The organism is Pectobacterium polaris (assembly GCF_002307355.1).
Lineage (GTDB): Bacteria > Pseudomonadota > Gammaproteobacteria > Enterobacterales > Enterobacteriaceae > Pectobacterium > Pectobacterium polare.
Window position 1 is genome coordinate 3,738,525 of the sequence record NZ_CP017481.1, and the last position, 13,767, is coordinate 3,752,291.

The 13,767-nt window shown below is 56.3% G+C and carries 11 protein-coding genes; 2 read left to right on the plus strand and 9 right to left on the minus strand.

Features of this window, described 5'->3' with window-relative positions; genetic code table 11:
• Window positions 1–10: 10 nt before the first annotated feature.
• The 8 genes from BJJ97_RS16800 to BJJ97_RS16835 all read right to left on the minus strand — a co-directional run bounded on the left by BJJ97_RS16800 (window position 11) and on the right by BJJ97_RS16835 (window position 10,053).
• On the minus strand, window positions 11–1,312 hold the full coding sequence (locus BJJ97_RS16800) for an aspartate aminotransferase family protein (RefSeq protein WP_095994693.1): 1,302 nt from the start codon (window positions 1,310–1,312) through the stop codon (window positions 11–13).
• Window positions 1,309–2,433, minus strand: coding sequence for a phosphotransferase (locus BJJ97_RS16805; RefSeq protein ID WP_095994694.1), 1,125 nt, complete (start codon window positions 2,431–2,433; stop codon window positions 1,309–1,311). The genes BJJ97_RS16800 and BJJ97_RS16805 overlap by 4 nt, the downstream gene beginning before the upstream one ends.
• Window positions 2,426–3,160: an SDR family NAD(P)-dependent oxidoreductase gene (locus BJJ97_RS16810; protein ID WP_095994695.1), complete on the minus strand. Its 735-nt coding sequence runs from the start codon at window positions 3,158–3,160 to the stop codon at window positions 2,426–2,428. The genes BJJ97_RS16805 and BJJ97_RS16810 overlap by 8 nt, the downstream gene beginning before the upstream one ends.
• Before the next feature lie 573 nt (window positions 3,161–3,733).
• The gene (locus tag BJJ97_RS16815) at window positions 3,734–4,552 is read right to left on the minus strand and encodes an ABC transporter permease (RefSeq protein ID WP_014700176.1); all 819 of its coding nucleotides are present in this window, start codon (window positions 4,550–4,552) and stop codon (window positions 3,734–3,736) included.
• Window positions 4,553–4,578: 26 nt separating this feature from the next.
• Window positions 4,579–5,847, minus strand: coding sequence for an ABC transporter permease (locus tag BJJ97_RS16820; RefSeq protein ID WP_095994696.1), 1,269 nt, complete (start codon window positions 5,845–5,847; stop codon window positions 4,579–4,581).
• Between the two features lie 42 nt (window positions 5,848–5,889).
• Window positions 5,890–6,969, minus strand: coding sequence for an ABC transporter substrate-binding protein (locus BJJ97_RS16825; protein ID WP_039288812.1), 1,080 nt, complete (start codon window positions 6,967–6,969; stop codon window positions 5,890–5,892).
• Window positions 6,970–7,310: 341 nt separating this feature from the next.
• On the minus strand, window positions 7,311–8,777 hold the full coding sequence (locus tag BJJ97_RS16830) for an NAD-dependent succinate-semialdehyde dehydrogenase (protein WP_095994697.1): 1,467 nt from the start codon (window positions 8,775–8,777) through the stop codon (window positions 7,311–7,313).
• 10 nt (window positions 8,778–8,787) lie between these two features.
• A complete protein-coding gene (locus BJJ97_RS16835) occupies window positions 8,788–10,053 on the minus strand; it encodes a 4-aminobutyrate--2-oxoglutarate transaminase (protein ID WP_095994698.1) in 1,266 nt (421 codons plus the stop codon).
• A gap of 153 nt (window positions 10,054–10,206) precedes the next feature.
• Here BJJ97_RS16835 and pdxR point away from each other — a divergent pair, with 153 nt between their 5' ends.
• A complete protein-coding gene (gene pdxR, locus BJJ97_RS16840; protein WP_095994699.1) occupies window positions 10,207–11,700 on the plus strand; it encodes a MocR-like pyridoxine biosynthesis transcription factor PdxR in 1,494 nt (497 codons plus the stop codon).
• Between the two features lie 192 nt (window positions 11,701–11,892).
• On the plus strand, window positions 11,893–12,987 hold the full coding sequence (locus BJJ97_RS16845) for an ABC transporter ATP-binding protein (protein WP_010276935.1): 1,095 nt from the start codon (window positions 11,893–11,895) through the stop codon (window positions 12,985–12,987).
• A gap of 91 nt (window positions 12,988–13,078) precedes the next feature.
• Here the strand turns inward: BJJ97_RS16845 and BJJ97_RS16850 are convergent, their stop codons facing one another.
• Window positions 13,079–13,327: a GlsB/YeaQ/YmgE family stress response membrane protein gene (locus tag BJJ97_RS16850; protein ID WP_005972245.1), complete on the minus strand. Its 249-nt coding sequence runs from the start codon at window positions 13,325–13,327 to the stop codon at window positions 13,079–13,081.
• Window positions 13,328–13,767: the final 440 nt, after the last annotated feature.

The following is a 13,767-nucleotide window of genomic DNA, read 5'->3' on the forward strand; positions in this document are numbered from 1 at the left end:
GCACGATGGATTATTCCCACGTGCGGGTGTCGATGATCGTTAACACGTCGCTCAACGTGGTTAAAAATACATCGGCGTGCTCTTCCTGAAACACCAGCGGCGGGCGAATTTTCAGCACGTTTGCCGCTGGCCCCGTCGCGCTGATCAGCACGCCGCGCTGACGCATCGCATTCACCACCTGCGATGCGGATTCAGTTGCCGGCGCTTTGCTTTCGCGATTGCTGACCAGATCTACGCCGATAAACAGACCGTAAGCCCGAATATCACCAATCAGCGGGAAATCTTGCGCTAACTGCTGCAATCCTTGCCGCAGATAATCACCAACTCGCTGGGCATTCTGCTGCAACTGCTCTTCCCGAATCACTCGCAGCACCGCGTGCGCCGCCTGGCAAGACACAGGATTGCCGCCGAACGTATTGAAATAGCGCACATCTCGCCCGAATGCATCGAACAGCGCGGAGCGCCCAACCAATCCAGCAATGGGATGCCCGTTGCCCATCGGTTTCCCTAAACTCACCAGATCCGGAACAACACCGTGACGCGCAAAGCCCCACATTGACTCCCCGGTGCGCCCAAAGCCCGGCTGCACCTCATCCGCAATAAACAGTCCGCCCGCCTGACGAATCAATGCCGCCGCCTGCGCCATCTCGCCTTCCGGTGCACAGAACACGCCATCGCTGGAAAAAATCGTATCGATCAACAGCGCGGCAGGACGAATGCCTTCCTGCTGCATCTGCGCCAGCGCATCACGAATACTGCGAAGAAATGCGCCGGGCTGGCGATAGGTATCCGGCGGCTCGATCAGCTTCACGTGACTGCTGCGCGCCACGCCATTCTCCAGCGACGGCGACAGTTCTGCCAGCGCGCTGGTCACGCCGTGATACGCCCAGCGCGTCACCAACACGCCCGTTCCCCCCGTCGCATGTCGGGCAATGCGTAGTGCCAAATCGTTAGCTTCACTGCCGGTACAGGTCAGCATCACGTTGTTCAACTCAGTAGGAAATTCACTCAGCAGATCTTCTGCAAAATCAACAATCGCAGGATGCAGGTATCGCGTGTGGGTATTGAGCTGTGCGCTCTGTCGTGCCATCGCCTCCACCACCGCGGGATGACAATGCCCGACCGAGGCCACATTGTTATAGACATCCAGATAGCGTTTCCCCTGATGATCGACCAGCCACACGCCCTCGCCGCGCGCAACGTGCAGAGGTTCTTCATAAAACAGGCGGTAGCCGCTGCCCAATACCCGCTGACGGCGCGCCAGCAATGCCTCTGTCGTGGTCATTTCAGGCGTGATTTCTCTCTGATTCATCGCGCGTTCTCCGGGCAAACCTGCTGTAGGCGAGTCACAAACTGCGCATGAGAATAGGTCGCGATGCGCTGCAAACTGTGCCAGCAGCGCGGTACATTGCGCAGCAGATACGCCTGATTGTCGGGGTAACGTGATGCCCGCCACTGCGCAATCGTCAAAGTCAGCGCCATGCGGGTCGCAATCAAATCCGGCAACAGCGCGATCTCCGCCGGTGTCAGCGGCCTGTGCTGGTGATACGCGGCAATAAACGGCACAACCTGTTCCAGCAGATCCGCGCCATCGCCAATCTGGTACGCCAGCGCCGTCGCCACTTCGCAGATTAACGGGGCAAATACAGCATCGCCAAAATCGATAATGCCAGTGACCCGCGTCGGCGACGAACCGTCTACCAGCACGTTATGCGGATTCAGATCGTTATGAATGATCTGACGGCGTAGCGTCGTCAATTCAGGTGCGACATAGCTGTCATAACGGTCAAAAGTGCGCTGAAGATGCTGATTCTGCTGTCGTTCAGTAACGAAATCGAGATAAGGACGCACCTGCTCTGCGCGGCTGATATCCCACAGCAGTAAACGGTTCGCCGCCGGATGCGTAAAACCGTGAAGCGCGTTGTCCAACTGCGCCAGCGTGCTCCCCAATTGCGGCATCAGTGCCGTTGAAGGCGAAGCCAGATAGTGCGGCATCCCTGCGAGATAGCTCACCAGCCGCATGCGCAGCAGTACACCATCAATTTCAACGCTCGTTTCTGACAGACCCGCATTTGTCGGCCTGATGCGCGGTACGGGCAATTCGGGAGCTTGCTGAGCAAGATGCAGCAGCAGCGCAGTCTGAAAATCACTGACGTCGGCGGGCTCCGCCGCGTTGATGACTTTCAGCATGTAGCGTTCATCGGGCGTGACCGTCAGGCAGAAATTCATATCACGCTCGCCCTGAAGCAGCGCCATCTGCCCAGACAAGCCATATTCTTGCTGCGCGATAGCCAATGCCTGCTGACAGGAAACCTGCGGAGCGGCCTGCGTCATCAGCTCGTCGCCGTGCGATGCAACGTCGGCAAAAACCGGCTGATTGGACGCCGCGTAGGGAAACGCGGGAAACAGTGCCGTGTGTTGTCCGTCAGACATGCTGCCCTCCGTTAACGTGGATTTCCGCGCCATTAACATAAGAAGCCCCATAGGTGCAGAGAAAATAAATCAGGCTTGCCACTTCTTCGGGTTTACCTAAACGCTGCATCGGCACCTGCCGCTCAATTATGTCGTCCGTCCCAGGTGACAGAATCGAGGTTTCAATTTCTCCCGGCGCAATCGCATTGACGCGAACACCGTGTGAGCCAAAATCAAAGGCCATTTCCCGCGTCAGCGCGGACAGTGCCGCTTTTGACGTGGCGTAAGCCACGCCGGCAAAGGGATGAACGCGCGACCCGGCAATCGAGGTCACATTAATCACGCAGCCCTGTGACGCTTTTAGTTCGTCGAACAGGCCGTTTGCCAGCAGTGCGCAGGAAAACAGATTGACGTTGAAGACCCGCAGCCAGGTCGCATAGTCCGTGTCGCGCACGCCCAGACGCTGCCCGTCGGCACCCTTTGGTGAAATCCCTGCGTTATCGACCAGCGCATCCAGCCGCCCGCCCAGCTTTTCCTTAATCAGCGGCAGCGTCTGTTGCAGGCTGTCGATATCTTCCAAATCGAGATGAATGTGATTAAGCAGCTTTTCCGCCCACGGGCACTCTTCCGCCCAGTTTTGGCGCGACGCGGTAAAGATCCGCCACCCCGCCGCGTGAAAATGCTTAACGGTAGCATGCCCGATTCCCCGGCTAGCGCCGGTCAACAAGAGTGTTTTTTGCACTGTCATACCGAATCTCCTGAGCCTTTGTACATAATCGTTTTACACAGCACACATAAAAATGGTGTTTGATGCATCATGATTTTGGTTTTAAAAAAAGCTGAAGAAAATTTCAGCGAAATTTGGTGTTGTCCTTTCACCACTGTATGCACCCTAGTGTGAAAGTTTCGTGCGTATTAATAGCGATATTTCTCTGCGACTTCATCACACGCCCGACGCAGGGCGGCTCAATCGCCGTCGCCCTGCGAACCCTGGCTTTTCGGCGCTAATTATGTCGCTGCGCGATGCCATCGGTGTTCATGAGCACAATTCGAGCCGCCAGTGACGCGTTTACTCGCCCCATAAATGGGACTCGCCCTTCGGGCCAGCACAAGTGCTGTTCAAAAACGTCTCGACGTTTTTGTCAGACGCGGCACTGACTTTCGCGGCGTCCATGCCGCTCACTCGGTGCTCATGCTCACCGCTGCATAATTTCTTACGCCGGATGATGCCCCCTATTTGGACTTTACTTAATTCCATGTAAGAAACGGCACATAAGAATCAACCCGCACGAAACATAACTCATACCCTGCATGCGCTAGATTAAGTCCCACTTCTTAATCGCTCCGAGCGGCGGCGCAGAATCTCCATCACGATCAGCAGGACGAGTGCGGCACCGACCATCATGGTGGCGGCGGCGGCTATCGTCGGGTCGAGGTTTTCGCGGATACCGGCAAACATCTGTAGCGGCAGCGTGCGCTGGCGCGGGCTGGCGAGGAACAGCGTGACGATTACCTCATCAAACGAGGTCGCGAAAGCAAAGAGCGCCCCGGAGAACACACCGGGGGCAATCAGCGGGAACGTGACCTTGCGAAAAGCCAGCAGCGGCGAAGCGCCCAGGCTGGCGGCGGCACGCGTCAGGTTGTGATCGTAGTTCTTCAATACCGCGGTGACCGTAATCACCACGAACGGCACGCCCAGCATCGCATGTGCCAATACCAACCCCAGATAGCTGTTCAGCAGCGACAGTTTGGCGAAGAAGAAAAACATCCCCACCGCAACAATCACCACCGGCGCAATCATCGGTGAAATCAGCACGGCCATCACCAGCGACTTACCGCGAAATTCACCGCGTACCAGCCCGACCGATGCCAACACACCAAGCACCGTCGCCAGCAGCGTGGCCAGCGGCGCAATCAGCAGGCTGTTACCCAGCGCGCCCAGCCACTCGCTGGAGTTGAAAAATTCGCGATACCAGCGCAGGGAAAATCCCGTCAGCGGATAGCTTAGAAACGAACCGGCATTAAATGAGAGCGGAACAATCACCAGCACGGGCACGATCAAAAACAACAGCATCGCCGCTCCGTAGAAATTAAAGAACGTGTTCCACAGACGGATACCCACTTCACCCTGCTGTCTCATTTGTTATCTCCCCAATTAAGGTGTGCTTAGTGCGCCGCGGCTTCTGCATTGGTACGCGTGACACGGATATACACGACGTACAGCAGCGTCACGATGATCAGCAGCTGCGTCCCCAGCGCGGCCGCCATTCCCCAGTTCATGGTGCTATTGGTGAAGAACGCGACAAAATAACTCAGCATCTGGTCACTCGGCCCACCCAACAGCGCTGGCGTAATGTAGTAACCAATCGCCATCATGAAGACCAACAACGCTCCCGCCGTCACGCCCGCGTAGGTTTGCGGCACGTAAACCCGCCAGAAGGCGATAAACGGATGCGCCCCCAGCGAAATCGCCGCGCGGACATAGTTCGGGGAAATGCCTTTCATCACCGCATACAACGGCAGAATGAAGAACGGCAGCAGGATGTGAGTCATTGAGATGTAGACACCGATGCGGTTGAACACCAGCACCAGCGGCTCGTCGATAATACCGATGTGCATCAGCGAACGGTTGATCAGCCCGCCGGACTGCAACAGCACAATCCAGCTCGCCGTCCGCACGATCAGCGATGTCCAGAACGGCAGCAGCACCAGAATCAGTAACAGATTGGCACGATTAGACGGCTGTTTTGCCAGCCAATAGGCCAGTGGATATCCCAGCCCTACGCACAGTAGCGTCACCACGCCCGCCATTAGCAGCGTACGCAACAGCACGTCGACATACAGCGCCTGATCGGCAGGCTGCGGGACAATCTGCTGCGTGCTGGCATCGACTTTGTGGTCAAACACCGCCAATAGGTAATAGCTGGTGAAAGGCCGCGCGGCGCGATCGAACGTTTGCCAGGTCGCCAACTCGCCCCACACTGGCTGTTCGCGTATTAGTTGAGCACGCATGTCGCTGCTGCCCTCGGCGGGCAGCTTACGCAGTGTGCGGGTAATCAGCGTACGGTATTCCGATCCTTCATACCCTAACCGTTTGGTGATCGTGCTTAGCTTACCGCTGCTGCGGGCATCGCGCAGATCACCAACCAGCGCCCGAAAGACCGCTTCATCCGGTACATCGTTGCCCGACCAAAGCCGCATCGCGGCAATGGTCTGTGGCATATTGTCACGCAATTCCGGGTTGGAGACGCTTTTCCCCAAAATCGAGGTGATCGGGAAGAGAAAACTCACCACGATAAACAGAAACAGCGGCGCAATCAGCAGCAGAGAGCGTTTCTTATAGGCCTTCTGCGCGAGCCACAGTTGCTGCTTTAAGGTTGAATTTTCTTCGTTTCCGCCAGACGCTACAGCGGCGACGACATCGCTCTGGGACATAGGCTCTTTCTCCATCATCACGTACGGTCACTCACTGCGGCTTTACTGCGCAGCCCAGGCATTAAAACGTTGCTCCAGCTCTTCGCCGTGATCGATCCAAAACTCTGTATCGACCTGCAAGGCCTGTGCCAGATTATCCGGTGCGGTCGGCAGATTAGCCGCGACGGCCGGAGCTAACAGGCTGGTGGTTTTGACGTGCGTCGGGCCATACGGAATGTTTTCGGCGAATACTTTCTGGTTTTCCGGCTGGTTGGCAAACGCAATAAACTGCTCCGCCAATGCCTTGTGCTTGGATCCTTTGACGATCGCCCAGCTATCCAGATCGTAAATGCTGTCGGCCCAGACAATCTTGAAGTCATGCCCCTCTTTCTGCGCCGCCGCGACGCGGCCGTTATACGCGGAGGTCATCACCACATCGCCCGATACCAGCCATTGCAGCGGCTGTGCGCCGGATTCCCACCACTGAATGTTCGATTTGATCTGATTCAGTTTCTTGAAGGCGCGTTCGACACCTTCTGGCGTCGCCAACACCGTGTAGAGATCTTCACGCTTCACGCCATCGGCCAGCAGCGCGATTTCCAGCGTAAATTTGGCGCTTTTACGCAGCGCACGCTTGCCGGGATAATCCTTCACATTCCAGAAATCAGCCCAGCTTTTCGGTGCCTGTTTTAGCTTCTGCGCGTTATAGGTCAGTACGGTAGACCACAGGAAGATCCCCGCCCCACACTCGCTGACTGCGCCTTTAACAAACTGGGATTGATCGCCCAATTTTGACCAGTCCAGCGGTTCAAACAGCCCTTCGTTACAGCCGCGCATCAGCTCTGGACCTTCGACTTCCACGACGTCCCAGCCTACCTGTCCGGTTTCCACCATCGCCCGGATACGCGCCATTTCACCGTTATACTCACCGGCTTCTACCGTGCCTTTGCCCGCCGCGGCGAACGGTTTGTAAAACGCCTTATCCTGCGCATCTTTGTTCAAACCGCCGAATGAGATCACCGTGACGGATTCTGCCTGCGCCTGACAGGCCATCGTCACCAGAAAAGCCGTGGCCGCTATTTTCTTCAGTACCGGACGGTTGAAGAGGCCTTTCGCTTTGGATGTGTTGTTGAGTTTGGACATCTTTTCGCTCCTGGAGTGTTAGCCAACGTAATAAGGTCAAATACGAACCACAATTTTGTGCGCTGCATTTTTGATGCATCATGTATCATGATAATCACGCAAAAAAATATGAGCATAAATTGTGCCAATTCAAAAATTTTATTGATGTTTTACTACCGCGGCGGCGGGAACGGTGAGGAGAAGCATCAGGGATACACAACCACCCTTTACACCTGATGCCATGTCACCATTTTTGCCATGTCGTGGTGCAAGCCAGCATTGCCTTGCACCACCCAGACACATTGCGCGTCTGGTGTTCGCGTGCCGATAGGGGCTATCGACACGCGTTTCTTACCGACGATCTACCGTGAAAGATCGACGCAGAGATATTTCATTTCCAGATAATCCTCGATACCGAAACGTGACCCTTCACGCCCCAGCCCAGACTGCTTCACGCCGCCAAACGGTGCGACTTCATTCGAGATCAACCCGGTATTAATGCCGACCATGCCGTAGTCCAGCGCTTCCGGCACCGTCCACTGACGCACGGCGTCACGCGTATAGACATAGGCCGCCAGCCCAAATTCGGTATCGTTCGCCATCGCAATCGCCTCAGCTTCATCACTGAAGCGAAACAGCGGTGCCACGGGTCCGAACGTCTCTTCGCGGGCAAAACGCATCTCGCGCGTCACCCCACCGACGATGGTTGGCGTGAAGAACGTGCCGCCCAGTTCATGGCGTTTCCCACCCAGCAGCAGCGTCGCACCGTGCGATAACGCATCAGCAATGTGCTGTTCAACCTTGCTAACCGCATCGGCATCAATCAGCGGCCCTTGCGTCACGCCCGGCTGCGTACCGTCGCCGACGTTCAACTTGCGCACTTCCTCAACCAGCCGTTCGACCAGAGTCGGGTAAATACCGTTCTGCACGTAGATCCGGTTGGCGCAGACGCAGGTCTGCCCGCTGTTGCGGAACTTGGAGGCCAGAATGCCTTTTACCGCCTGATCCACATCGGCATCATCGAACACGATAAACGGCGCGTTGCCGCCCAGCTCCAGCGACAGCTTTTTCACCGTTGGCGCACTCTGCGCCATCAGGATGCGACCCACTTCCGTCGAACCCGTGAAGCTCAGCTTGCGCACCACCGGGCTATCGCACAGCACTTTACCGACCGACTGTGCATCGCCGACGATGACCTGCAACACGCCGCGCGGAATACCCGCCTGATGCGCCAGTTCCGCCAGCGCCAGTGCGGTGAATGGCGTCTGCTCGGCGGGTTTGACAATCATTGTGCAGCCGGCCGCCAGCGCGGGCCCGACCTTACGTGTGATCATCGCCGCGGGGAAATTCCACGGCGTAATCGCCGCACACACGCCAATCGGCTGCTTGATGACCAGCAGGCGCTGCTGTCCCTGCGGGGATTGCAGTACGCTGCCTTCAATGCGCTTGGCTTCTTCCGCAAACCAGTCGATAAAGCTGGTCGCGTAGGCAATTTCGCCCCGCGCTTCCGCCAGCGGTTTTCCCTGCTCCGCCGTCAGCAGCGCAGCCAGATCCTCCTGATTGTCCATAATCAGGCGTGCCCACGCCTGCAATAGCGCGGCACGTTCTTTTCCTGTCTTCTTGCGCCACTCAACCAGCGCCTGTTCAGCGGCGGTAATCGCCTGCTGAGTTTGTGACACCGTCACTAGCGGTACGCTACCCAGCACCTCGCCCGTCGCCGGATTGGTGACGTTCAGACGTTCACCGTTTTGGCTATCTTGCCACTCGCCGTCAATAAGGCACTGTTGACGGAATAAAGCTTGTTGTTTCAGTAACTGTTCCAGTTGCATAGTTTCTCTTCTATCGTGTTAATACGCGCGTCAGGATGCTCATGGCCTTGCTGAACTGATCGTCAGGCACCGTTAACGGATACAGGAAACGAATTACGTTGCCATGCACGCCACAGGTCAGCAACAGCAAGCCAGCTTCCAACGCGCTTTTCTGAAATTGACGGGTAATCTCTGCCGAGGGTTTACCGGTCTGCGGATCGTTAAATTCGACCGCCACCATCGACCCTTGTGCACGAATCGCCACCAGTGCCGGGCACTGCGCCTTTATCTTCTCCAGCGTTTCCACCAGTGTGGCACCCAGACGCTGTGCTCGTTGGCACAATTTCTCTTCTTCAATCACATCCAATACCGCCAGCGCAGAGGCGACCGACAGCGGGTTACCCGCATAGGTGCCGCCCAGCCCACCCGGAGAAGGGGCATCCATGACGTCAGCGCGGCCGACGACGCCGGAGATCGGGAAGCCGCCGCCTAGGCTTTTCGCCATGGTGATCAGATCCGCTTTCTCCGCGTAATATTCCATCGCAAACAGCTTACCGGTACGAGCAAAGCCGGTCTGCACTTCGTCGGCAATCAGCAGGATGCCATGCTCGTCGCACAGTTTGCGCAACCCGCGGATAAAGGCTGGCGGCGCAACGTGGAAACCGCCTTCACCCTGCACCGGTTCCAGCAGAATGGCGGCAACCTGATCGGCGGCGATGTCGGTATGCATCAGACGTTCGACGCTTTCTAGCGCCTGCTCAACGGTGATGCCTTGCTTCTCATTCGGATAAAGCGCGTGAAAAATAGAGCCGGGGAACGGCCCAAATCCTGTGGAGTACGGTGCCACTTTGCCCGTCAGCGTCATGGTCAGCAGCGTACGGCCGTGGAACGCCGCGTTGAAGGCGATCACGCCGGGGCGTTTGGTGTACGCACGGGCGATTTTCACCGCGTTTTCTACCGCTTCAGCGCCAGTGGTAAAAAACGTGGTTTTTGCCGCGCCCTCAATCGGCGCCAGCGCGTTGATGCGCTCAGCCAACGTGACATAGCTGCCGTAAGGCACAATCTGGTAGGCCGTATGGGTAAAGCGATCCAACTGCTCGCGCACCGCCGCGACAATCTTCGGATGGCGATGGCCAGTGTTCAGTACCGCAATCCCGGCGGCGAAATCGATAAATTCCCGCCCTTCCACATCCCACAGGGTGCTGTTTTCCGCACGCTCGGCATAGAAATCACACATGACGCCCACACCACGTGGTGTGGCGGCCAGACGGCGTTGATTCAGTTCGCTATTCTTCATGGTCTGCTCCGGTATCCCAAACACATCGGTTAGTCGTTGAACGATGGTGAATCGAACGGTAACTGTTAGTGTAGTTGCAAGATGATGATGTCATTTAGACGCGAGATGGTTCTATAATCCAGTGCCAGTTTTGAATATTTAAAGGATCCACTTTTGCGCTCACTTCTGACCGATTTATTGCTTCAGCGTTTAGCCAATCAGCAAGACGGCGCGCTGAACAAGCGTTTGTACGACAGCATTCGGCTGGCGATTCTTGATGGCGCGATCGCCGCTGGCGAGCGTCTGCCGTCGTCGCGCGATCTGGCGCAGCAGCTGTCGCTGTCGCGCAATACCGTGCTGACGGCTTACGAACAGCTACTGGCGGAAGGCTATATTGACGCGCGCAAAGGAAGCGGAACCTTCGTCACGGAGCAGCTCCCCGATGGCAATATGCAACCGGTGAGCAGCGACAATGCCGGGGAGATACGCGAGCCTAAGCATGAGCTGTCGCGGCGCGGTATGCATCTGCTGGGTTATGCCGGTGCCTCCGCCCGACAATGGGGCGCATTTATGCCGGGCATCCCGGATATCGCCAGTTTCCCTCACGATTTATGGCGACGGATTCAGACGCGCCTGACGCGGCGCGTTCGCCCCGAACAGCTTTCCTATTCGCCGATTGGCGGCTGCCCCGAACTACAACTCGCCCTGGTGGATTACCTGCGCGTCGCCCGCTCCGTTGAATGTACGCCGGAGCAGATTCTGATTACCGAAGGCACCCATCAGGCAATGGATCTGCTGGCTAAAATGCTGTGCAACCCCGGCGATCTGGCCTGGATTGAAGATCCCTGCTATTGGGGCATTCGTAATGTCCTGACGATTAACGGCCTGCGCGTTGCTCCCATCGATGTTGATGAACAGGGGCTGGCGCCGCCGGAAACGCTCTTGCCTGACGCCGCTCCACGCTTGATTTGCGTGACACCGTCACATCAATATCCACTAGGCGCGGTGATGAGTCTGGCGCGTCGTCAGCGGCTGCTGGCACTGGCGCAGGAGCATGGCTGCTGGGTCGTTGAGGATGATTACGACAGCGAGTTTCGTTTTTCCGGCAGCCCGATCCCCGCGCTGCAAGGGCTACAGACGCAATCGCCGGTGATCTACATCGGCACATTCAGCAAAACACTCTATCCCGGCCTGCGCGTCAGTTACATGGTGCTGCCCCCGCTGCTGGCGCAGTCGCTGAAGACGGCACATTCCGAGCTCTATCGCGGCGGGCACTGGCTCACGCAGGCGACGCTCGCGCAATTTATCCGCGAAGGCCACTACGCCGCGCATATCCGCCGTATGCGTCTGCTGTATGCCAAACGCCGCGCGCTATTGACGTCACTGATCGAACAGCATCTGGGCGCAGATTACGTCGGGGACAACAGCAACGCCGGGCTGCATATGCTGCTCAGCCTGCCTTCCCACATCGATGATGTCGTGCTGAGCGCTGCGATTTTGCGCCGTGGCGTGATGGTCAAACCGCTTTCCAGCTACTATCTGCAACCGACGCAGCAGCGCGGTTTATTACTGGGCTACGCCAGCGTGGAAGAGAGCCACATGACGCAGGCTTTCTCCGTGATTGTGGCGTGCATTCAGGCGCTAAACACACCTTATTCTGACGTCTGACAGTCCCCGTTTTTATACTCGCTTCATCGCACCACTACGGTGCCATCCTCCCTCAATTCGCCCTATTACGGCGCACCCGTTATGATGAACGGTGGCGTTATGACGCCTTGCAGCGCGGTATTTTCTGCTCCCCAGGCATCCGGCATGGTTTATGCATTCTTATGAATAACAGTGACTGCCGGAGAGTGAAAAATGAGAAATTATGTCAGCTTCAGGAATGTTCAGAAGACCTATGACGGCGACCGCCTGATCGTCAAAAACCTCAATCTGGACATCCGTGAAGGTGAATTTCTGACCCTGCTTGGGCCATCCGGCTCGGGAAAAACCACCAGTTTGATGATGCTCGCCGGGTTTGAAACCCCGACGCAGGGGGAAATTATGCTGCGCGACGCCCCGCTGCACCATCTCCCGCCGCACCAGCGCGACATCGGTATGGTGTTTCAGAACTACGCCCTGTTTCCCCACATGACCGTAGCGGAGAATCTGGCGTTTCCGCTCTCCATCCGCCGTCTGAACCGTGCCGATATCAAAGAGAAAGTGGATCGGGTATTGGATCGCGTGAAGCTCACCAGCCTGGCCGATCGCTACCCTGCCCAGATGTCCGGTGGCCAGCAGCAGCGTGTGGCGCTGGCTCGCGCACTGGTTTTCGAACCAAAGCTGGTGCTGATGGATGAACCGCTGGGTGCATTGGATAAACAACTGCGCGAGCATATGCAGCTAGAAATCAAGGAGCTGCATCAGTCGCTGGAATTAACCGTGGTGTATGTCACCCATGACCAGAGCGAAGCGATGACCATGTCCAACCGCGTCGCCGTGTTTAACGATGGCGTGATTCAGCAGATGGATAGCCCTAGCGACATCTATGAAAAACCGGAGAACGCTTTTGTGGCGCAGTTTATCGGCGAAAACAATACGCTGCTCGCCACGCGTGCCGAGGCCGAAGGCGCATTCTATCGGGCAACGCTGGACGACGGCACTTCGCTGCGCGCGCTGAAAGTCCGCCCCAGTTCACCGGGCCGAAAAATCACCCTCTGCATCCGTCCGGAACGCATTCACGTCAACGCAGCTCACGTCGATGACGGCATGCAGCACGTCAAAGCCCGCATTCAGCAGTTCATCTATCTGGGCGATCACGTCAGGATGATGACAGAAGTGGCAGGTCAGCCGCAGTTTATGGTGAAACTCCCCGCCAGCGAGATTCAACCACACTGGAAAGCCGGTACCGAAGTCAATCTGTCATGGCAGCCGGAGCACCTACGCGCGCTGGATAGCATCATCACGCATTAAGCGTGGCGCACTGACGGCATCAAGGAATGCAGGGAAAACACTAAAATAGGAAAGAGAACGTTGCCCCTGAAGAGGGGCAACGGACACAGAGCTAGTCCCGAATCTTGCGGTACACCCACAGCACGACAATCGCGCCGACAATCGCCACCACAAAACTCCCGAAGTTAAAGCCATCGACCCGACCGAACCCAAAGAAAACGCTGATGTAGCCACCCACGACCGCACCGACAATCCCGAGCAACACCGTCAGGATAAAGCCGCCGCCGTCTTTACCGGGCATAATCCACTTAGCCAGAATCCCCGCAATCAAGCCAAAAATAATCCAGGACAGAATACCCATACCTACTCCTCGCGTTTTCGTTTTCACCACACCCGTTCTTTTGCCACACACTGGCAGATCGGGCAGTGAAGCAAGTATAGGTGAGGATTGGGGAAATGGTGATTTGGAGCAACAGGATGATCGAAAGTGCATATCGTTTGTTGGTGAAATCATGTTCAGCCACGTCTCCAGACGATCGTGCCACAACACCAGCTTTACTTGCAGTAGCAATAAACTCCATACAATAATTCAGTTGGTTATCAAGCGGACCATAGAATAATAACAATATCAAAGTAATAGATATTATCCATCACAGTTTCGCAACTCACAGCACGATGTATTACTTCCCTGAATAATTTATATTAATGGCTTGGAAGAATAATGACACCAAGCTTGAAAAACCAAGAGATCGTCAAATAATTACGGGTGGAAGTTAATTTAAAAAACTTTCAGAAATTCTA